This is a genomic window from Tenacibaculum tangerinum, from assembly GCF_029853675.1.
Taxonomy (GTDB): Bacteria; Bacteroidota; Bacteroidia; order Flavobacteriales; family Flavobacteriaceae; genus Polaribacter; species Polaribacter tangerinum_A.
The window spans coordinates 2,409,639-2,429,803 of the sequence record NZ_CP122539.1; the positions used below are offsets into that span (position 1 = coordinate 2,409,639).

At 34.7% G+C, this 20,165-nt stretch carries 16 protein-coding genes, 1 tRNA gene and 1 pseudogene; 2 read left to right on the forward strand and 16 right to left on the reverse strand.

Annotation, left to right across the window (positions count from 1 at the left end; genetic code table 11):
• Positions 1–63: 63 nt before the first annotated feature.
• Positions 64–137, forward strand: a tRNA-Ala gene (locus tag P8625_RS10645).
• 81 nt (positions 138–218) lie between these two features.
• On the opposite strand, the gene P8625_RS10650 is transcribed toward P8625_RS10645, so the two are convergent.
• Together P8625_RS10650 and P8625_RS10655 are read right to left on the reverse strand one after the other, a co-directional pair.
• Positions 219–1,658: a PD-(D/E)XK nuclease family protein gene (locus tag P8625_RS10650; RefSeq protein ID WP_279650439.1), complete on the reverse strand. Its 1,440-nt coding sequence runs from the start codon at positions 1,656–1,658 to the stop codon at positions 219–221.
• Between the two features lie 218 nt (positions 1,659–1,876).
• Positions 1,877–2,974, reverse strand: a complete 1,098-nt coding sequence (locus tag P8625_RS10655; RefSeq protein ID WP_279650440.1) for a hypothetical protein — start codon at positions 2,972–2,974, stop codon at positions 1,877–1,879.
• 121 nt (positions 2,975–3,095) lie between these two features.
• On the opposite strand from P8625_RS10655, the pseudogene P8625_RS10660 reads away from it, so the two are divergent.
• Positions 3,096–3,880: pseudogene (locus tag P8625_RS10660) on the forward strand (amidohydrolase).
• A gap of 89 nt (positions 3,881–3,969) precedes the next feature.
• Here the strand turns inward: P8625_RS10660 and P8625_RS10665 are convergent.
• The 14 genes from P8625_RS10665 to P8625_RS10730 form a co-directional block, all read right to left on the reverse strand.
• The gene (locus P8625_RS10665) at positions 3,970–5,550 is read right to left on the reverse strand and encodes an NADP-dependent glyceraldehyde-3-phosphate dehydrogenase (RefSeq protein WP_279650441.1); all 1,581 of its coding nucleotides are present in this window, start codon (positions 5,548–5,550) and stop codon (positions 3,970–3,972) included.
• 91 nt (positions 5,551–5,641) lie between these two features.
• Positions 5,642–6,622, reverse strand: a complete 981-nt coding sequence (locus tag P8625_RS10670; protein WP_279650442.1) for an acyl-ACP desaturase — start codon at positions 6,620–6,622, stop codon at positions 5,642–5,644.
• Between the two features lie 42 nt (positions 6,623–6,664).
• A complete protein-coding gene (locus P8625_RS10675; protein WP_279650443.1) occupies positions 6,665–7,393 on the reverse strand; it encodes a lysophospholipid acyltransferase family protein in 729 nt (242 codons plus the stop codon).
• 134 nt (positions 7,394–7,527) lie between these two features.
• Complete coding sequence (locus tag P8625_RS10680; RefSeq protein WP_279652947.1) at positions 7,528–7,950, reverse strand: hypothetical protein; 423 nt, start codon at positions 7,948–7,950, stop codon at positions 7,528–7,530.
• Positions 7,951–8,052: 102 nt separating this feature from the next.
• Entirely contained in the window at positions 8,053–10,830 is a 2,778-nt protein-coding gene (locus P8625_RS10685) for a TonB-dependent receptor (RefSeq protein ID WP_279650444.1), read from the reverse strand.
• Positions 10,831–11,047: 217 nt separating this feature from the next.
• Positions 11,048–12,619, reverse strand: a complete 1,572-nt coding sequence (gene pgi / locus P8625_RS10690; protein ID WP_279650445.1) for a glucose-6-phosphate isomerase — start codon at positions 12,617–12,619, stop codon at positions 11,048–11,050.
• A gap of 2 nt (positions 12,620–12,621) precedes the next feature.
• Complete coding sequence (locus P8625_RS10695; protein ID WP_279650446.1) at positions 12,622–13,902, reverse strand: peptidoglycan DD-metalloendopeptidase family protein; 1,281 nt, start codon at positions 13,900–13,902, stop codon at positions 12,622–12,624.
• Positions 13,903–13,995: 93 nt separating this feature from the next.
• The gene (locus P8625_RS10700; protein ID WP_279650447.1) at positions 13,996–14,772 is read right to left on the reverse strand and encodes a DUF3108 domain-containing protein; all 777 of its coding nucleotides are present in this window, start codon (positions 14,770–14,772) and stop codon (positions 13,996–13,998) included.
• 101 nt (positions 14,773–14,873) lie between these two features.
• Positions 14,874–15,791 carry a tryptophan 2,3-dioxygenase family protein gene (locus tag P8625_RS10705; protein ID WP_279650448.1) on the reverse strand — a complete coding sequence of 306 codons (918 nt, stop codon included), beginning with the start codon at positions 15,789–15,791 and terminating at the stop codon, positions 14,874–14,876.
• A 77-nt stretch (positions 15,792–15,868) separates the two neighbouring features.
• On the reverse strand, positions 15,869–17,029 hold the full coding sequence (gene hppD, locus P8625_RS10710; RefSeq protein WP_279650450.1) for a 4-hydroxyphenylpyruvate dioxygenase: 1,161 nt from the start codon (positions 17,027–17,029) through the stop codon (positions 15,869–15,871).
• Positions 17,030–17,077: 48 nt separating this feature from the next.
• Positions 17,078–17,428: a four helix bundle protein gene (locus P8625_RS10715; protein WP_279652948.1), complete on the reverse strand. Its 351-nt coding sequence runs from the start codon at positions 17,426–17,428 to the stop codon at positions 17,078–17,080.
• A 49-nt stretch (positions 17,429–17,477) separates the two neighbouring features.
• Positions 17,478–18,635 carry a homogentisate 1,2-dioxygenase gene (locus P8625_RS10720; protein ID WP_279650451.1) on the reverse strand — a complete coding sequence of 386 codons (1,158 nt, stop codon included), beginning with the start codon at positions 18,633–18,635 and terminating at the stop codon, positions 17,478–17,480.
• A 204-nt stretch (positions 18,636–18,839) separates the two neighbouring features.
• A complete protein-coding gene (locus P8625_RS10725; RefSeq protein ID WP_279650452.1) occupies positions 18,840–19,172 on the reverse strand; it encodes a 2Fe-2S iron-sulfur cluster-binding family protein in 333 nt (110 codons plus the stop codon).
• A 46-nt stretch (positions 19,173–19,218) separates the two neighbouring features.
• Positions 19,219–20,160: a sterol desaturase family protein gene (locus P8625_RS10730; protein WP_279650453.1), complete on the reverse strand. Its 942-nt coding sequence runs from the start codon at positions 20,158–20,160 to the stop codon at positions 19,219–19,221.
• Positions 20,161–20,165 lie beyond the last annotated feature (5 nt).

The following is a 20,165-nucleotide window of genomic DNA, read 5'->3' on the forward strand; positions in this document are numbered from 1 at the left end:
GCTTACTTTTATTTGAAGCATGTTTTTTTATAAAATTTTAGTACCTTGGCAGTCTTCAAAAATGGGGCATTAGCTCAGTTGGCTAGAGCGTTTGACTGGCAGTCAAAAGGTCATCGGTTCGACTCCGATATGCTCCACTTTTCTTTTTCAGATAGCATAACAATTTAACTGCTTTTATAACCTGTTTAAAATCAACAAGATGATATCCCGAACTCACGTTAATACGGTAAGTTGGCTACTTCTACAAAATTGATCGCTGGGTTGTATAATTCTAGTATTATTGCTTTGATTTCGGTCATAAAATCCTCCAGCTTTTCTTGAGTAATTGCGTTGTCTGGCGTTCGATAATTGGAAGAAAAATTCATTTGCAAAAAGCCACTTTTAAGGTTTTTAAATGAAATAATTCCCGCCTCCAAAGGTTTTTCAAAATGAAACTGCGTATGTTGGGTATACAAAAAGGCGTATAACATCACCTGTATTGCCTTGTGGTATTTTAACTCACGTATTGCCTCAAAATCGAGTACTTTTAAATGGGTGCTTTCTACTTTTCCTGTTTTATAGTCGATAATTCTGGTCACCCCATTGAGTTCATCGATTCGGTCGACAATTCCTTTTATTTTTACAGGAAAATCAATTCCTTCCACTCTAATTTCTGAAGACAACTCTTGCTCTGTGGCAATGATTTTTAGTTGGTTGTTTTCATCTTTTAATAAGTGTTTCTCCTTACTTAAAAAATTTTCTACAAAACGATTGGCAACTTCAAAAATCAGTCGGTTTTTCCCTGTAGTAATATCTCCATTTTTAAAGTGTTTCGAAAAATAATACGTCACCAACTCGGTTGTTTTTTGCTGCATCTTTTCAATGTCTTTTACCTGCAAAAATTTTCCCTCAAAGGGTTTGTATAGCTCTTCTAAGGTATCGTGTACCACCGTTCCCATGGTATTTGCTGCAACGGTTTCTTCTACGTCTTCTAACTCATTAATTTTTAAAATTTTCTGCTTGTAAAACACCATCGGATTGTATAAGTAGCTGGTAATCGCTGATGGAGAAATTCCTTTTTCAGCCAACTCTTGTAAGCGTATTAATACGTTTTGGTCTTTTTGAATTTCTTTTAATAAAATGGGCATGCTTACTACTTTCGGACTCACTACTGTTTCGGTAATATCGTTTCGCATCATTTCTAACTGTGTTACAAAACGACTTTTTTCTCCACTTCCAAACACGTCATGTTCGGTATTGTACAAAATGTAAATATTCTTTGCTCGTTGTAATAATCGAAAAAAGTGATACGAAAATAGCGCATCTTTTTCTCTGTATGTTGGGAGTCCGAAGGCTGTTTTTACATCAAACGGAATAAAGGTGTTTTGTTGATGATTGCCTGGCAAAATACCTTCATTTACCGAAGTAATAATGACGTTTTCAAAATCTAATACCCGCGTTTCTAACACTCCCATTAATTGTAATCCTTGCAACGGTTCTCCTTGAAAAGACAAACTTTCCGACTGTATTAATTGCCTAAAAAACTGATGTAAGGTTTTTAAATCTTGTACATATCCGAATTCATGGTGTAGGTTTTGCAGTTGAGTGAAGGCTGTATAAAAACGGAATAGGTATTCTTTTTCTAAGGCATTTGCATGCTCTTTAAGCAAGTTTATCAACTCAATAATTCTGTTTACAAACTCATGAATTGATACAAACGGATTGAAAATAGGGCTTATTTTTTCTTTAATCTCTTTATCGAGTGCCGTGAGGTAAACATCAATTTTTTTCTGACTGATAAAGGTATTGTTTTCTTTGGCAATGGCTTCTGAAAGTGTGTCTGCAAGATTCGTATGCTCCTCTACTTGTAATACTCGGTATATCGAAGCGTCTTTTACTAGCCGAACGACGTCTTTATGGTAAAAAAAGTTGTCTTCTTTTTTTCTAGCTTTTCTTGATTGATGAATAACTGAAAAATAGCAGCGATTAAACTTGTGGTGGGAACATCTCTTAACGGATATCCCATGGTAATATTAATAGCGTCTACACTTTTAGGTAACGAGTTTAGGGTAACAGGCAACAGGGTTTCATCTGCCAAAACCAAGGCTGTATTTTGATAATTAGGTAGTTTTTCTAAAATTTCTCCTGCATATTTTAGCTGTGTTATGTTTTTAGAAGCGCCTATGACTTCGATATGTTTTTTTTCTGAAAAGTACTCTTTAATTGTTTGAATTGGCTGCTGTTGGTAGTATTTCCATCGGGTTGTATACTTTCTTAAAAAGCTTCCTGCTTGGTGTTTACTTTCATAAAATGTTCGGTCAATATCCCAATAGGCTGCTGCATTTCCGTTTAATAAAAATGTTTCAAACAGTAATTCTTCTGCAGCATTTAAGGCATTAAAGCCTATAAAAAAATAGTTTTTTTGCTGATTTTTAGTAATATAATCTGCTACTTTTTTGGTTGCCTCTCGGTATAAAACTCCTTGATATCCGATATTATTTTCGACTAAAAACTGATAAAAGGCATCGTAGTAATTGTTCAATTTTTCCATAAAAGAAAAATGATCTTTCATCAGTTCTGTTTCTTTGAATTCTCCTTTTACCGACCATTTACGCAACCGGTGGATGTCTCGTAAATACACAAAAATATCTTTTGTGTTAATTAAATGCTGGTCTATTTCATTAAAATCTTGCAACAGGGTAAATGCCCATGACGAAAACACATCGAATGTATCTGGATTTTCTTCTTGCTCTTTGTAAATAGTATAAAAATGGAAAAGGAGTTGCACCGCATCGATCTTTTTCATTTCAGCGATTCCTTCAACAAAATCACCAATATTGACAATCTCTGGTAAAAATCCTGACGAAATTTTATGCTTAAAGGTTTCTTTTACAAAAACGCCTGCTCTCTGAGAGGGCAATACAAACACCACATTTTCAAATGACTTGGTATGTTGTAAAATAGTATCTAACGTTTCTGAAATAAAAGATTGCATGTTGTAAGTAATAGGTTTTAGGTACTAGGTAAAAGGGTGTTTGCTTTTTATCTTTTGTTCTTTAACCTAACCCGAAAGTACGATTTTTATCCTATTTTTGATACTACAAACAGTATAATTCATGAACACTACCAATACTTTAAAAGTAGCTTTGATACAATCGGATTTGGTTTGGGAGAATCCGACAGCAAACAGAAAACAATTTGAAGAAAAAATCAATGCTTTATCAGAGGATATTGATGTAGTTGTATTGCCCGAAATGTTTACTACGGGTTTCACCATGAATGCTGCTGCCGTTGCTGAAACCATGGAAGGTGAAACGGTACAATGGCTTCAAAACCTAGCGCAAAAAAAGGGACTGCGATTACTGGAAGTATTATCATTCGTGAAAACAATCACTTTTACAATCGTTTGTTGTTTGTGCATCCTTCAGGAAAAATTAATTCGTATGATAAAAAGCATACGTTTACCCTAGCAGGCGAGCATGAGGTGTTTTCTTCGGGAACTGATAGAATTATGGTTGATTATAAAGGCTGGAAAATTTGTCCGCTTATTTGTTATGATTTGCGTTTTCCTGTATGGGCTAGAAATACCGAAAATTACGATGTGTTACTCTACGTAGCGAGTTGGCCAAAACCTCGTATTGAAGCTTGGGACAGCTTATTAAAAGCTCGTGCTATTGAAAATATGAGTTATGCAATAGGCGTAAATAGAGTGGGGTTTGATGCCAACAACTATGAATATACGGGTAATACCGTTTGTTACGACACTTTAGGAAATTGTTTGGCTAAAAGTGATAGTGGTAATACAGCGACACTTATTGTTACCTTAGATAAAGAACAACAGCAGTCTTTACGCACTAAGTTTTCCTTTTTAGCAGATAGAGATCGTTTTGAGTTCGTGTAGAATTGAATAGGTGAAGTGATCATAAAAAAAGCATTAAGAGACTAATTTCTTAATGCTTTTTTTAATCTTCTAACCAACCTTCGGTTGGTCTATAAAATATAGTCGGTATTGATAAAATTACTTTTTTTACTATCTAACAATTCTTGTAAAATTTCGTTGTTATAGCTGTTGTCTTTTGCGGCTACAAAAGTTCGTATTGAGAATGAGCGTAGCGCATCGTGTATACTTAACGTTCCTACTGCAGAGTCTTTTCTACCTGTGAACGGAAACACATCTGGTCCTCGTTGGCACAAGCTGTTTAGATTAACTCTACACACCAAATTTACTAATACATCGATAAGTGGTGCTACCGTATGAATGTCTTTTCCAAAGAGGCTCACTTGTTGCCCGTAATCAGAAGCCGCCATATCGTCTAACGGTTCTTGTATGTCTTTAAACGTCATAATAGGTACTACTGGACCAAATTGCTCTTCATGGTACACACGCATATTTTTATTTACTGGAAAAAGTACTGCCGGAAAAATATAGTTTTCGGTTCTTTCTCCTCCTTTTTCATTAATAATGTTTGCCCCTTTAGCTTGTGCATCATCAATCAGTCCTTGTATATACGCTGGTTTGTCAGGTTCTGGTAAGGGTGTTAAAAAGGCATTTTCATCCCATGGGTTTCCAAAAGGCAGGGCATCTACTTTAGCACTAAACTTTTTGTTGAATTCTTCTGCTATCGATTCGTGCACATACATAATTTTTAAGGCAGTACATCGCTGTCCGTTGAATGATAGCGACCCTAAAACGCATTCTGAAACCGCTAAATCTATGTTCGCATCTGGTAAAATAATAGCCGGATTTTTGGCTTCCAATCCTAATATTAATCGGAGTTTATTTTTACTTGGATGTAAATCTTGCAACGCTATCGCCGATTTACTGTTTCCTATTAAAGAAAGTACGGTTACCAATCCTGATTTCATGATCGGTGCTGCTACAGCTCTTCCTCTTCCGTATAAAATATTGATAACTCCCTTCGGAAAGGCTGCATGAAAGGCTTTTAATAATGGAGACAGTAGCAGAACACCAAACTTTGCAGGTTTAAACACTACGGTATTTCCCATAATTAACGCTGGAATTAACAGGGCAAACGTTTCGTTTAACGGATAGTTATAAGGACCTAAACATAGTACAACGCCTAAAGGGCTGCGTTTAATCATGGCATTGATGCCTTGTACTTTGGTAAAGCGTGCTCCTTCATGGTTAAGCACTTTATATTCTTCTATTGTATCATAAATATATTCTACCGTTCTGTCAAACTCTTTTTCACTGTCGGCTTTATTTTTTCCAATTTCCCACATTAAGAGTTTTACCACTTCGCTTCTGGTTTCCTTCATTTGCTGTACAAAGTTTTCCATACATTTAATACGGTCTTGCACTTTCATGGTTGGCCACACTCCCTGTCCATTGTTAAAAGCATTGTGAGAAGAGTTAATCGCTTCTAGGGCTTCTTTTTCTCCCATGCTTGGAATAGATCCTAAGACGGTAGGCGCATACTCTGGCGTGCTTGAAATGGTTGAAATAACTTCTGTAGTCGCTCCTTTCCATGTTTTTAATATTCCATCAATTAAATATTCTCTTTGATGTATTGGCTCACCTAATTGTGCGCTTTTTGGAATCTCACTCATAAGTATTTGTATTTTGTTTACTGTTTTATGTATATCATTTACGTCGCTTCAACTTCGCTCAGTACTCGTTTAATGACGCTCCCTGAAACCTTTACGCAGGAATCATCCATTTAAAATTGAACTTGGTATCGGGTATTACCATTCGTTCGGTAATTCGGTACATTCTTTCTGGTAATTTCAGTAAGAAATCACGTGCTTTTTCGGCTTCTGGTGTTAAATTGGTAATCTTATCAATTTCCCAAGTTTCATTTAATTTTTTCAAAATATCTACATAGTCAAAGCCTGTATATACCCCTATTCTTTGAGCTACCGTTGAGAAGTCGTTAAACAAGCTTCCTTTAGTACCGAATGATTCTCTTAAATGCATGGCAGGCATAATTATTTTGTGTTTCATCATGTATTGAAATGCCAACATCATTTCACTAGGATCTATTTTAAAAATTTCTTTTACAAACTCGGTATATGCTAAGTGATGACGCATTTCGTCTCCTGCAATAATACGAGACATTTTTGCCAAAGCTTTATGTCCTTTTTTCTTCGCTATTTTTGCCACATTCAAATGCGAAATATAGGTTGCTAGCTCTTGAAAACTGGTATATACAAAGTTTTTATAGGGGTCGGTAGCCGTACCAATATCAAATCCGTCAGCAATTAAATGTTGGGTAGATATTTCTACCTCACGCATGTTTACTCTTCCTGAAAGATATAAGTATTTATTTAATACATCTCCGTGACGATTTTCTTCAGCAGTCCAAGCGCGAATCCATTTTGCCCAGCCATTGTCTGGTTTCTGCTTTATTCCCTCCAAATCTAATAACCAAGATTCGTAAGTTGGCAGTGCTTCTTCTGTAATGGTATCTCCTACTAGAACCACCCAAAAATCATCATCGAGTTCTTTAGAAAGTTCTTGAATTTCTTGTACTTCGTCTATAAAAGAATCTTGTTGGGAGTTGGGTAAAAAGTCGGTTGGTTGCCAAATTTTTTCGATGGGAACTAAGAATTTGTCTACAAAACTGTCAATGTTTTTTTCCAGCGTTTGCATTACTTCCTTTCTAATGTTTTGTATTGACATAATTTAAGGGTTTCTAATTTATTGTTGTTTGTTTGTTTTTGTTTAATATATGGCAGATTTTACAGCTGCTTCTGTTTTAGCGACTAGCTCATCAAATGGTAAACTATTAACTTTTATTGGCTGATGAGTCGTAATTTTTATCGGACTTCCAAGTCCTAACGGGAATTTTCCGTATTTGAATACTTTCCAAGAGTTGTTAATTGACAAAGGTACTACATATCCTTCAGGATTGTACTTCGCAATCATTTTAAGTCCGTTTACAGAAAATGATTTCGGTTTTCCTGTTCTGCTTCTTGTTCCTTCTGGAAAAATAGCTGCTGACCATTTATTTTTGTTGATTCTCTTGGCAAACTTTGCTAGTTCAGACAGGGCTTGTTTCGCATCTTTTCTATCAATTAAAGCTGCGCCGCCGTGTTTCAAATTGAATGATATGCTTGGAATTCCTTTTCCTAATTCTTTTTTAGATACAAACTTGGGGTTGTGTTTTCTAAAATACCAAATAATGGGTGGTATATCGAAGGTACTTTGATGGTTTGCTACGAAAATTAGTGTTGTGTTTTCTGGTAAGTGATGTTTATTTTCAACTTGAACTCGAATTCCTAAAATTAATAATGATTTTATAAGAAACCAATTCATGATATTGACTACTTTTTGATGCCCTTTTTGACCAAAAAGGTGTAATCCTAACCATTGTAGTGGATGAAAAATTAATAATAAAGAAAAAAACACCAATGCAAAGATTGATGAAAGTATATAACTTAAAGCCTTCATTCTATTTAGTTGTTTTGTTTTTTGCTCAGTATTTTAAATACGTCGAAATCGGTGTACGTAATACGGATTTCGGTATAAATTTTTTAACTGGATAAAAATAGAAAATCCCGCAGAAGCGGGACTATTATTTTATTTTAAAACCAAGTACTCCAAGGAATTCTTGTCAGAATTAGTACTAATGCTAGTCCGTAAAAAATGGCAAATGTTTTAAACTTCGCTTCACTTTTTACTTGTTTTTTATGTTTTGACCATCCTATGGTTATTAATACAATCGCAATAATCATGGTTAATGGATGCTCTAAGGCTAACAAACGAGTCATTGGCTCGCTCATAACTTCACTCCCATTTGTTTTTAAGGATTTGTACCAAGGTGACATAAAATACCATCCTAAACCGATTAATAACTGAATATGAGCCGTAATTAAGGTAAACAACCCTAAGCGGAATTCTTTGTGTGTAAATTCTTTTTTCTGAGTTAATCCTATTATTGCATTTACTACAGTATAAATTAATACAGCCAATACGATATATGCCCAATAAGAGTGCAACGTTTTCATCATGATTTTATACATTTTTTAATTCGTGTAAAAATACTGAATTTTCTGTATAAAAAAACCACCTCGTTTGAGGTGGTTTTGAGTTTATTTATAACTGTGATACTAGAAATTATATCTTAAAGAGAAATTCCAAGTTCTTCCGAAACCAAAGAAAACTTTATTATCAGTATTAATTCCTCTATGAGTATCATCTCCAGGCTCAACAGCATAGTTAGTTGCTGATTCTGCAATATACTCTTCATTCCAAAGGTTGTTAACATTTAATCTGAAATTTAAAGTTTGTCCTTTTTCTTTATCAAGATTTAATTTATAAGAGAAACCTAAATCTGTTAAACTATATCCTGGTAATCTAATTGCTGGATTTAATTCTGTTACATCAGAATCATCTAAATCATCTTCAATTACCAATGCAGAATATAGTCTATCAACAAATCTTTGATTTAGATCAAACTTTACATTTTTCCAAGGCTTAATTTCAAAACCTAATCTAGCTGTAGTTTGAGGTGAATCACCAACTCTAACATTATTTACATCCAAGTCGATAGGATTACCTATTTGATTTTGATCTTGATCAAAAGCAGTACCTGTAATATTATCTTGATAAGTCCAATCTCCATAAGAGAACATACCTAATAACCTCACGTCTTCAGTAACATCATAAGTAAAATCTAATTCAGCACCCATGTGTAATTGAGTAATTCCATTTAATTGCGCGGTACCTTCTTCTGAATCAGTTTCATAACCAATTCTTACAAAACGATCTCTCCACTCTGTTCTATATAAGTTAACATTAGCACTGAAACGACTCGTTCTATATCCGTAACCTAATTCTACACCTACAACTTTTTCGTTTACAACATCTTCGTTAACATCATTTACAAAGTTTAAGAATACAGCATCGAAGAAAGGTTGTTTAGAATAATAACCACCGTTAGCAAAAACATTATGATTTTCGTCAATATTCCAGTTGATTCCTCCTTTAATATTTCCTCCTAATATATTCTGCCAATCAGTCTCTTGTTCTGGATCTGAATCTAAATAATTAAAGTAATCAATTCTCTTAAACCCTTGGTTTGATAAAGCTCCTTGAATAAATGCAGAAATAGCATCATTCTTATATTCTAATTGGGTAAAAGCTCCTAACCAACGAACCTTACCATCATTGTGATAGTTTATTTTTTCTTCATCATCAGTACTCTTAAACACATTCCATAAGCTTGATAGATCAGAAGAGTACTCTGTAGTTAATACGTTAAATGGTTGGTTTACATTATCATTATCACGATAACCATCTGCACCTAATAAATTATCAATTCTTCTGTAGTGTATCCCAGTATAAGAACGTAAGTCAATACCAAAATCTAATGTTAAATTTTCATTTAACTCTGTATTAAAATTAGATAATAAACCGTACCAATTATGAGAGTTAACAGATGCTCTTCTGATAAATCCATTTCTTCTTTCTACACCGTCTAATCTATCAGCAGGATCTTGCCATGGTCTTGGTGGTCCGCTATATAGTCCATCATCATTAACTATAAATGTTCCAGTCTGAAAATCAGGTACGTTTGTGTATGAATAACCACTACTAAAGTTTCCTCCTTGTCCAGAGTTAGCTGCTACGATTTGATCATATTCTACTAAACCATTAGCAGGGTCTCTAAATCTACTTGAACTAGCAAAATTTCCTCCTAAACGCCCTATATCACCTGTTCCACCACCACGTCCGAAAGAGACATAAGCAGAAGTTGTTAATGTAGAGTTTTCATTAATATCCCAATTCCAATTTAATGAAGTAACAGGCTTATGATAAAAATTTCTTCTCCAACCAAACTCTTCACCATTAAGAGTTCCATCATTATAATTATACTTTGTTCCATATTTTAAGTAATCACCTAAAGTAGCCATATTGAAAAAACTACCTGTTCTTTGGTTGTGGACTTGAGGTGCACCTGTTAACATAAATTGTAAATCATGATCTTCATTTATTTCCCAACCTAGACCAACAAAATAATTATATGCCTCAAACTCTGTTCCATTAACATAACCATCTCCTGCAGTTCTGCTAAAAAGGAATGTCGCTGCGAAACCATTTTCGTTTTTCCCTGTAGAATAGGTTGCTAAAGTTTTTAAATAATTATCGTTACCAAAAGAAACTAAGGCAGATCCACCTTCTTTCTTATCAGTAGATTTTGTAATAATATTAATTGTACCACCTACTGAAGAAATGGCTAATTTAGAAGACCCTAAACCTCTTTGTACTTGCATTGCAGTAGTAACGTCTGATAAACCAGCCCAGTTTGACCAATAAACCTGACCATTTTCCATGTCATTCACTGGAACTCCATTAATTAACACAGCTGTGTTTCTCTGATCAAAACCACGAATATTGATACGAGCATCTCCAAATCCACCTCCAGATTTTGTTGCGTATACAGAAGGCGTATTGTTTAATAACTCAGGAAACTCTTGTGAGCCTAATTTCTCTTGGATTTCGGCAGCTTTAATGGTAGAGACCGCCACAGGAGTTTGTCTGTCTTTGGCAACATCAATTAAACCTTTTATTACTACTTCTCCTAACACGTTAGAAGGCTCTAATTGAACAGTACCCAAATCAGAAGCTCCAGAAAAAGAAACTTGTTTGTTCGAGTATCCTACAAAAGATACTACTACAACTCCAGATTCAGTACTGGCGTTTAGCATAAATTTACCATCAAAATCAGTCGCCGCACCGTTGCTAGTCCCTTTTACTACCACGTTCGCTCCTGGTAATGGCTCTCCCATTTCGTCAACCACTTTACCCGTAAGTTTTGTTTGACCTAAAACTGTAGCCGCTGCAAAGAACAAAGCTACTAGTAATACATTTTTAAATGTTTTCATTTTTTAATCTAATTGTTATTAAATGCAGGTGCAAATATCCTGCTTTTACCTATGGCTAATATTAAATTAATGTTAAGTTTTAACAAAAAATTAAGACACAACAATTTAATAAAAACATGGTTAACTACTTAATGTCAGTAGATTATGTTTCAACATAGTTGTTAACAAAAACTAGCCAAAAGTTAAAGTATTTAAAACAGGTGTCGTTAATGAAAAATTATTCGTTGTCAAGATTTTTTTGTGCTAATTCTTTTCCTAATTCTACCCCAAACTGATCATACGAGTAGATGTTCCAAATAACTCCTTGCGTAAATATTTTGTGTTCATAAACGGCAATGAGCATTCCTAAGGTAAAAGGCGTTAATTTGTCGAATAAAATAGCGTTGCTAGGACGATTTCCTTCAAAGACTTTGTAGGGCAATAGAGTTGCCACTTTATCTAATTGATTGTTAATTTTTAAATCTAGGTGTACTGCTTCTTTTGTTTTTCCGAAAGCCAAAGCTTCTATCTGAGCTTTGTAATTTGCCATTAATTTTTTGTGGTGGTCTTCTAGCTTGTATAAAGAGTTTTTAAATCCGATAAAATCTGCAGGAATTAATTTGGTGCCATGGTGTATTAATTGCATGAATGCGTGTTGCATATTGGTACCAGTGCTTCCCCAAACTATCGTTCCTGTTTGGTAAGTAACCTCATTTCCATTTCTGTCTACATTTTTTCCGTTACTTTCCATAATGGCTTGTTGTAAATACGCTGGAAAGTTCGCCAAATACTGACTGTAAGGCAGTATGGCTTCTGTTTCTGCTTTGAAAAAATTATTGTACCAAACACTAATCAAGGCAAGTATTACTGGAATATTTTGGTCGAATTCTGCAGTTTTAAAATGAGTATCCATTTTTTCTGCTCCTTTCAATAATTCTTTAAAATTATCAAAACCTAAAGCTAAACATATTGATAGTCCGACTGTTGACCAAAGTGAAAATCGACCACCTACCCAATCCCACATAGGAAACACATTTTTTTTGTCAATTCCAAAATTGTCAACTGCATTTAGGTTTGTTGATACGGCTACGAAGTGTTTGGCTACATCAAAAACTGTAGCAGATTTTAAAAACCAATCTCGAATCGTATTGGCATTGCTCAATGTTTCTTGTGTTGTAAAGGTTTTAGATACGATAACAAATAGGGTAGTTTCTGGGTTTATTTTTTTTAACACCTCAGCAACATGGTCTCCATCAACATTAGAAACAAAATGGGTGTTTAGTTTATTTTTGTAAAACTGAAGTGCTTCTACCACCATATTGGGCCCTAGGTCTGAACCGCCGATACCAATGTTCACAACATCTGTAATCGATTTGCCTGTATAGCCTTTCCACTTTCCAGAATTTACCTTATTGCTAAAGGTTTTCATTTTTCGTAAAGCTGTTTTAATTTTAGGCTTTACATCTTTTCCATCTACAAAAACAGGGGTATCTGAGCTATCTCTCAGGGCTGTATGCAATACGGCTCTATTTTCAGTTACATTGATTTTATCTCCTGAAAAATATTTTTCAATCGCATCTTTTAAATTTACTTCTTCTGCTAAAGAGTGTAATAAATCTATCGTTTCTTGAGTGATTCTGTTTTTTGAGTAGTCAACAGATAATTCATCTAGGTTAATAGAGAATTTATCTGCTCTGTCTTTATCTGCACGGAACAGTTCTTTTAACTCATACTCTTTTGCTTCATTGAAATGCTTTACTAGCTTTTCCCAAGCTTTGGTTTCTGTTGGATTTATATTTTGAAGTGGCATAATTAATTCGTGGCTAAGATTTCTTTTTGTTTAAATGAGAGTGGTTCTGGTTGTGGCAACTGTATGCCGTCTAATTGTCTTTTTAATGGTTGTATATACTCTAAATATGTTGGTTTTATTTTGGGGTCTAAAGGTTCTGCTGAAGGTAGTTTTTCACGAAATGGATCAACCTGTTTTCCAAACTTCCAAAAACGGTAACAAACATGTGGTCCGCTAGTATTTCCTGTCATTCCTACCCATCCGATAACATCTCCTTGTTTTACATAATCTCCTACTCGAACCTTACGTCTTTTCATATGCAGGTATTGCGTTGTGTAAGTAGCGTTGTGCTTTATCTTTACATAATTTCCGTTTCCTCCTTTTCTTGCCGATTCTATTACGGTACCGTTTGCTGTAGACATAATTTCGGTGCCATATCTTGCGGCAAAATCGGTTCCTTTATGTGGTCTTACTCTATTACCGTATAATTTTATACGCCTTCTTAAGTTGTAACGAGACGATATTCTGTATTGAAATTTTATGGGTGATTTTAAAAATGCTCTTCGAAGCATGTTTCCTTTTTCATCGTAATATTCAGGAATTTTTTTTATTGAATCGCCTACAAATCTATAAGCATATAAATCTTCTCCATTGTGGTTAAAAACAGCTGCTTTTATCTTACCATATCCTACAAAGGTTGTGTCGTTGATATATTTTTCTTCAAAAATCAGCTTAAAAGTATCTCCTTTTTGCAAGCGATAAAAATCTAACGTCCAAGCATAAATATCTGCCACGGTATTGGTAAGTGTTGGTCGTAACCTAAGACTATCCATAGTTACAGATAGGTTAGCGTTAATCTCACCTGCTATTTCCCTTTCAACAATCTTTATTTTTTGTCTATGTTTATATGCAGAAATTATAGAGTCTTTAAAATCAATAATTGTAGCTTCGACCTTGTTGTGTTTATATATAAAAACTTGTGCTTGCTCTAAGGTGTCTTTTGATGCTAAAATGGTGTATGCTCTACCCGAGCGAACTCTTCTTACATCAAACGTATCTTTTATCTTGGTGGCTATTTCGTTAATCTTTGGATACATAACGTGGTGCCTATCCATAATAACTCCAAAACTTTCTCCACTCTTAATGGTGTCGTTAATTACCTTGTAGTTATCTAAATTAAATCCGTATGCTATAACTGGCTCTGGTTCTTCAATTGTAACTGGTTCTTGCACTACGACTTTCTTTTCTTCTTTACACGAAAAGAAAAACCATAAAATAATAAATGTAAGAATGAATTTTTTCAAAAAAAGCTGTTTTAAGTTTAATTTTGCTCGCAAAAATACAAATAAATAGTTTTTTTTCTTGTACTTTAACAATTCTTAAACAGCCTTTTACTTTTAGTCTACTATCACCTCAAAAGGATTTGCCAACTCTTTGTAGCCATCTAGTTCGGCTCGTAGCGAACCCACTGCTAGTGAAGCTCTCATTTTAATTGGTATTTTATTATCGTCTGCTGAAATCCATATCGTAACACTTTCTTGGGCTTTGAATACTCTACCTGCTTGCACCAAGGGTCTGAATTTTTGTGTTTTTACTTTTCCAAACTTTGTTTTTAAAATTTCGTATCCTAAAAATCGTAGTTTGAAGGGGTAGCTTTTGTTATCGAAAAACATATCTAATTGAATTTCTTCTCCTTTTTTCATGTTTTTAGTATCATGACTTCTTAAGAAATAAAATGTAGAAATCATATCTTGTGGAGATTTTACCGAAATTAGGGTGTCTTTTTGTTTAAGAAAGTCTTGAACAAACGCTGTATTTTTTTCATGATCGAAAGTTATTTGGCGATTTTTCTTATGCCCACCTTCGTCTATTTTTCTCTTAAACAAATACGGTTCTACTTTGTCTATTCCAAAATAACTTTCATACCTATCGTCAACTTTAAAAAACCAGCTTATAACTCCTGTTGTTTTTCCTGTTCCTACTGCATGTAATACTTTTTTATTGCCTAATTTTTTTTCTTTGAGCTCTAAAACAGCGGTTCCTGCTTTTAAAAACCCACTGTAACTCATGTTAAATCGTAACCATTCTCCAGCTTTGTAGGCTGTGGTATTCGTTTGTGCAAAAAAAGTTTGTACAGTGATTAATAATATAAAAAATAAATATTCTCTTCTCATAATATTCAAACTTATAAAAATTGATTGACAATTACCGTTCCAAAATTAAAAAAGCTGTTTAACAGTTCATTAAACAGCTTTTAGTTTATGGTTCTATGGAATTAAAAAGTTCCCCAGTTTTTTAATTCTTCTTCACTCCATAAGTACGGAAAGAAAATTCTTCTTTGGTATTTTGGATGTAAATATTTTCTCCAGTTACTTCCTCCTGTGGCTTCTAAATCTCCATCGCTTCCTCCTAAATATTTCCCTGCTGCATTGTAATGAGCCATCACCCATTTTACGTTTACGGTATAATCGTAGTGGCGCATCGCCTTGATTAGTTGTTCGTTTTCTTGAATTTCTTTAGGTAATTGTTTGAATTTTTTAGAGAGGTTGCAGTCATTATAATCTTCCATAAAGTCAATAAAATCGCCCATGTATTTTTTTTCAAATAACTTTAAAAGTGTTGTTTTTTGACCTGTGGTATAGTTTTTCCCTGCTGCTTGCCAATATAAATGGTCGTAGGCATTTCTAAACGATGAGTTTCTATCGATAGTATCTCGGTAACGAGCGTCTATTAAGTTAATTAAATCGGTAGAAGCGAATTCAATTTTTCGATATTGGGCACTTTGAAAACCACTTGCGGGTGTTAAGGTGTTTCTAAATTTTAGATATTGTTCTACATCCATTCCGTCTCCCATTACCGTAAATGAACTACACAACATATCGAAATAGCGACTGATACGCATGAGGTGTTTTGAGAATTTTTCTGCTGTTATTTCAGAGGGTTTGGCTACTTGCTCAATTTCCCATAATATCATTTTAAACAACAACTCGTTTACTTGATGATACATAATAAATACCATTTCGTCTGGCAAGGTTGTTCTGGGTATTTGAAGTCCTAAAAGCGCATCGGTTTGTATATAATCCCAATAGGTTATGGGCTCGCTCCAAAGCAATCCTTCAAGCATTGCTTCAACAGGAACTCCTAGCTTGTCGTATTTTTCTTCTATTGCTTTTAATATTTCCTCTTTACTCATGTTGTTGTTTGTTTTATAAAAAAGAAAACAGACAGCAAAACCACCTGTTTTCTTTTCTCTTTTTTCTATAATTCTAGTTACAATGTTCCTCGTAATTGTTGTTCTCTTTCAATTGACTCGAACAATGCTTTGAAGTTTCCTGCTCCAAATCCGCGAGCTCCCATTCGCTGAATAATCTCGAAGAATAATGTTGGACGATCTTCTACTGGTTTGGTAAATATTTGTAGTAAGTATCCTTCTTCATCTGCATCGACTAAAATTGACAGTTCTTGTAGTTTCGAAATATCTTCTTTCATAATTTCCATGTGCTCGCCCAAACGTTCAGGAATCATGTCGTAGTACGATTGTGGTGGTGGTGGTAAAAACTCTACTCCATTTGCTTTTAATTGCGCTACTGTTTTGATGATATCGTCGGTAGCTACAGCAATATGTTGTACTCCTTCGCCTTCATAAAAATCTAAGTATTCTTCAATTTGTGAGCGCTTGGCTGCTTTAGCAGGTTCGTTGATTGGGAATTTGATACGTCCGTTACCGTTGCTCATCACTTTACTCATTAGTGCTGAGTATTCTGTGTGAATTTGTTTGTCGTCAAACGATAAAAAGTTAACGAATCCCATTACATCTTCGTACCATTGTACCCATTTGTTCATTTGACCCCAACCTACATTACCTACCATGTGGTCGATGTATTTTAGTCCTGCTGATGGTGGGTTGTAATCTGATTTCCATTCTTGAAAACCTGGTAAGAACACTCCGTTATAGTTTTTGCGTTCTACAAACACGTGTACGGTTTCTCCGTAGGTATAAATTCCTGCACGAACCACTTCGCCATGCTCATCTTTTTCCAATGTAGGTTCCATATATGATTTGGCTCCTCTACCAGTGGTTTCTTTCCATGCTGCACGGGCATCTTCTACCCAAAGTGCGACTACTTTTACACCATCACCATGTTTTACAATATGCTCGTTTATGGGTGATGTACTGTTTAATGGAGTAGTTAATACTAGTTTGATTTTATCTTGTTTTAACACATAGCTTACCTCATCTTTTGACCCTGTTTCAAGTCCTTTATAGGCATACGACTGAAAACCGAAAGCTGTTTTATAAAAATGGGCTGCTTGTTTGGCATTTCCTACATAAAACTCTACATAATCTGTTCCTAAGAGTGGTAAGAAGTCTTGGGCTCCTTCAAATATTTTTTCTAAACCGTAGTTTACTGATTTTATTTCTTTTGACATTTCTGTTCTTTTTTAGAGACGAGAAAAGAGAAACGAGAAACAAGACATTTAGAGTTTATTTTGAAACCCCATTGTCATTTTTTGAAACTCTGCTACCTTTTCTTCAATCAATGTTAATTCTTGTTGTGTTATATAATTTCTTTTACATGCTATAATCATTTGCGTTTCTAATTCAAATGATGAGCCTAGAGCGATATCAATAAAATGAGAAAAAGATTTATCTGTTCTTGAAGAACCTTCAGCTATATTACTAGGTATTGAAACTGAACATCTATTTATTTGAGAAACTAATCCAAATTTTTCTTCCTTTGGAAATTTATCTATTAATTTAAAAACATCTTCAACTATTTCAATACCAATATTCCATATTTTAAGGTTTTTATAGTTATGTCTTTTCATAACGTGAGAATTAGTCTCTTTTCTTTCCTCTTTTTTCTCTATTCTAAAATTACTCAAGCCACGATTTATAATAATCTTCATCGGCTATTTTCATCGCTTCTTCGGTTACCTTTAACGGTTTAAAAGTATCTACCATTACTGCTAGTTCTTCCGTTAGCTTTTCTCCGATGCTTCTTTCTGTAGCTCCTGGATGTGGTCCGTGAGGAATTCCTGCTGGATGCAATGAAATATGCCCTGCGTCGATATCGTTTCTACTCATAAAATCTCCGTCTACATAGTACAATACTTCATCAGAATCAATATTACTATGATTATAGGGTGCTGGTATCGCTTCTGGGTGATAATCATACAAACGAGGTACGAAGCTACAAATTACAAAGGTGTCTGTTTCGAATGTTTGATGTACTGGTGGCGGTTGATGTATACGACCTGTTATGGGTTCAAAATCGTGAATTGAAAAAGCATACGGATAGTTATACCCATCGTAACCAACTACATCGAAAGGATGTGTTGCATATACCATTTCAATAATTTCATTTTGTTTTTTTAATTTGATAACAAAATCGCCTTTTTCATTATGTGTTTCTAGCTCTTCTGGTCGGCGAATATCTCGTTCACAAAACGGTGAGTGTTCTAATAATTGACCAAACCAATTGCGATATCTTTTTGGCGTGTATACTGGGCTATACGATTCTACAATAAACAACCGGTTATCTTCTGTATCGAAGTCTAATTTGTAAATGATTCCGCGAGGTATGACCAAATAATCTCCATATTTAAAGTCTAAATTACCCAACATGGTACGTAATTTTCCTGTTCCTTTATGAATGAAAATCACCTCATCTGCGTCGGAATTTTTGTAAAAATAGTCTGTAGTCGATTCTTTTGGGGCAGATAGTATGATATTACAATCTGAATTGGTAAGTACTACCTTTCTACTTTCTAAGTAATCGTTTTCTGGCGGTACTTGAAATCCTCTGAATCGGTATGATTGAATATTATTTTCTTTGGCTATTTTAGGAGCAACTGAATATTGCTTGCGAATTTCTTTGACCATCGTGGGCCTGTATTCGTGGTAACTATTGGTAGACATTCCGTCAAAACCAATGGTACCAAATAATTGTTCGTAATATAAGCTTCCGTCTTCTTTACGAAACTGGATATGTCGTTTATGTGGAATATTTCCAAGTTTATGATAAAAAGGCATTTTTTTAATTTTTAAATGAATTAATGTAACAATGTAACAATAGGTAATTTGATACATTGGCGTATGTTGACAAACTGTTACATTAAAACACTTACTCAGGGTTGCGCTTTATCATAAATTTTAAATGAGATAAAAGATCTAACCAATACATTTCTAGCGCTTTAGTTGTTGCCCTACAAATATACAGAAAAGTGTTGTTTTATATTAACTTTCGGGTGCTAATTCTACCTCCAAGCCTTCTAAATCGGGTGTCATTTGTATTTGACATCCTAACCTGCTATTGTCTTCTACATAAAATGCTTCTGCTAGCATTGCTTCTTCATCGTCTCCTTTTTCTGGTAATTCATGGTCTGATTTAACATAGCATTGGCATGATGCACACATAGCCATTCCACCACAAATACCAATAGTTCCTTCTGGGGCTAATTCGTATGAACGAACTACTTCCATTAAGTTCATTGCCATATCTGTTGGTGCTTGTACTTCGTGTGTTACTCCGTCACGGTCGGTAATTTTTATGGTAATATCTTGATTCATATTTTTTAGTTGTTAGGTATTTGGTGTTGGGTATTAGGAAGTTTTTTTAAGTCGTTTTATTGTAAAACTTAAGCCTTTCTACCTTCGACTCTTTACTCTTTAACTTTTTCCTCAAAGTTTTTGCTCTTTTATCTTCCCCATCGTGCGACCATCCTGGGGCGTTAAATATGTAGTTGAGTTTATCACTCCACCTATCGGCTCTTTTTACGTCTTTCCAAATAGCGGCGTATTCATGGGTAGCCACCTTAAGAGGGTTATACGTTTCAATATTAACCGTTAACCCGTATATAGGTTTCTCTATTTCTTTTAATTCTTTGGAAAAGGTGCCAAATAAACGATCCCAAATAATGAGAATTCCTGCATGGTTACAATCTAAGTATCGAATATTAGAGGCGTGGTGCACTCGGTGATGCGAGGGTGTATTGAAAATGAATTCGATAGGTTTTGGTAGTTTATTAATCAATTCGGTATGTATAAAAAACTGATAAATTAAACTGATGCCCATCATGGTAAATAACATTAAGGGGTCGAATCCTAATAACGGAATCCACATCCAAAATAAAAATTTATGAATACGTTCTCCTACTCCTTGACGCAGTGCGGTTCCTAAATTCATATATACTGAAGAATGGTGCGGTACATGTCCTGCCCAAAACAGACGAACTTCATGGTTAGCGCGGTGAAACCAGTAATAGGCAAAATCATCGGCGAGGAATAACAACATCCATGCCCACCATTGACGTTGTACAATATCTTTTAAGGGGCTTACTTCATACAGATAGAAAAAAGCAATAAAAGCGAGTACTTTGGGAATGAATTCAACCATTGCCGAAAATACCATCATTAATAAGGATACACGGGTATCTTTACTGTTGTATTTTTCTTTCGCAATTCGGTATTCTATCCAAATAGAAATAAAAAAAACAGGTAAGGCAAAGTACAATAGCTTGTCTTCTGATAACTGCTGTATGTATTGGGTTAGCGTCACTATTT

What these genes read in the sequence shown, in the direction of transcription:
- P8625_RS10655 (WP_279650440.1), bottom strand. Translation starts at nt 2,974, where the DNA reads ATGCAATCTTTTATTTCAGAAACGTTAGATACTATTTTACAACATACC.
- P8625_RS10665 (WP_279650441.1), bottom strand. Translation starts at nt 5,550, where the DNA reads ATGAGTGAGATTCCAAAAAGCGCACAATTAGGTGAGCCAATACATCAA.
- P8625_RS10670 (WP_279650442.1), bottom strand. Translation starts at nt 6,622, where the DNA reads ATGTCAATACAAAACATTAGAAAGGAAGTAATGCAAACGCTGGAAAAA.
- P8625_RS10675 (WP_279650443.1), bottom strand. Translation starts at nt 7,393, where the DNA reads ATGAAGGCTTTAAGTTATATACTTTCATCAATCTTTGCATTGGTGTTT.
- P8625_RS10680 (WP_279652947.1), bottom strand. Translation starts at nt 7,950, where the DNA reads ATGAAAACGTTGCACTCTTATTGGGCATATATCGTATTGGCTGTATTA.
- P8625_RS10685 (WP_279650444.1), bottom strand. Translation starts at nt 10,830, where the DNA reads ATGAAAACATTTAAAAATGTATTACTAGTAGCTTTGTTCTTTGCAGCG.
- pgi (WP_279650445.1), bottom strand. Translation starts at nt 12,619, where the DNA reads ATGCCACTTCAAAATATAAATCCAACAGAAACCAAAGCTTGGGAAAAG.
- P8625_RS10700 (WP_279650447.1), bottom strand. Translation starts at nt 14,772, where the DNA reads ATGAGAAGAGAATATTTATTTTTTATATTATTAATCACTGTACAAACT.
- P8625_RS10705 (WP_279650448.1), bottom strand. Translation starts at nt 15,791, where the DNA reads ATGAGTAAAGAGGAAATATTAAAAGCAATAGAAGAAAAATACGACAAG.
- hppD (WP_279650450.1), bottom strand. Translation starts at nt 17,029, where the DNA reads ATGTCAAAAGAAATAAAATCAGTAAACTACGGTTTAGAAAAAATATTT.
- P8625_RS10715 (WP_279652948.1), bottom strand. Translation starts at nt 17,428, where the DNA reads ATGAAAAGACATAACTATAAAAACCTTAAAATATGGAATATTGGTATT.
- P8625_RS10720 (WP_279650451.1), bottom strand. Translation starts at nt 18,635, where the DNA reads ATGCCTTTTTATCATAAACTTGGAAATATTCCACATAAACGACATATC.
- P8625_RS10725 (WP_279650452.1), bottom strand. Translation starts at nt 19,172, where the DNA reads ATGAATCAAGATATTACCATAAAAATTACCGACCGTGACGGAGTAACA.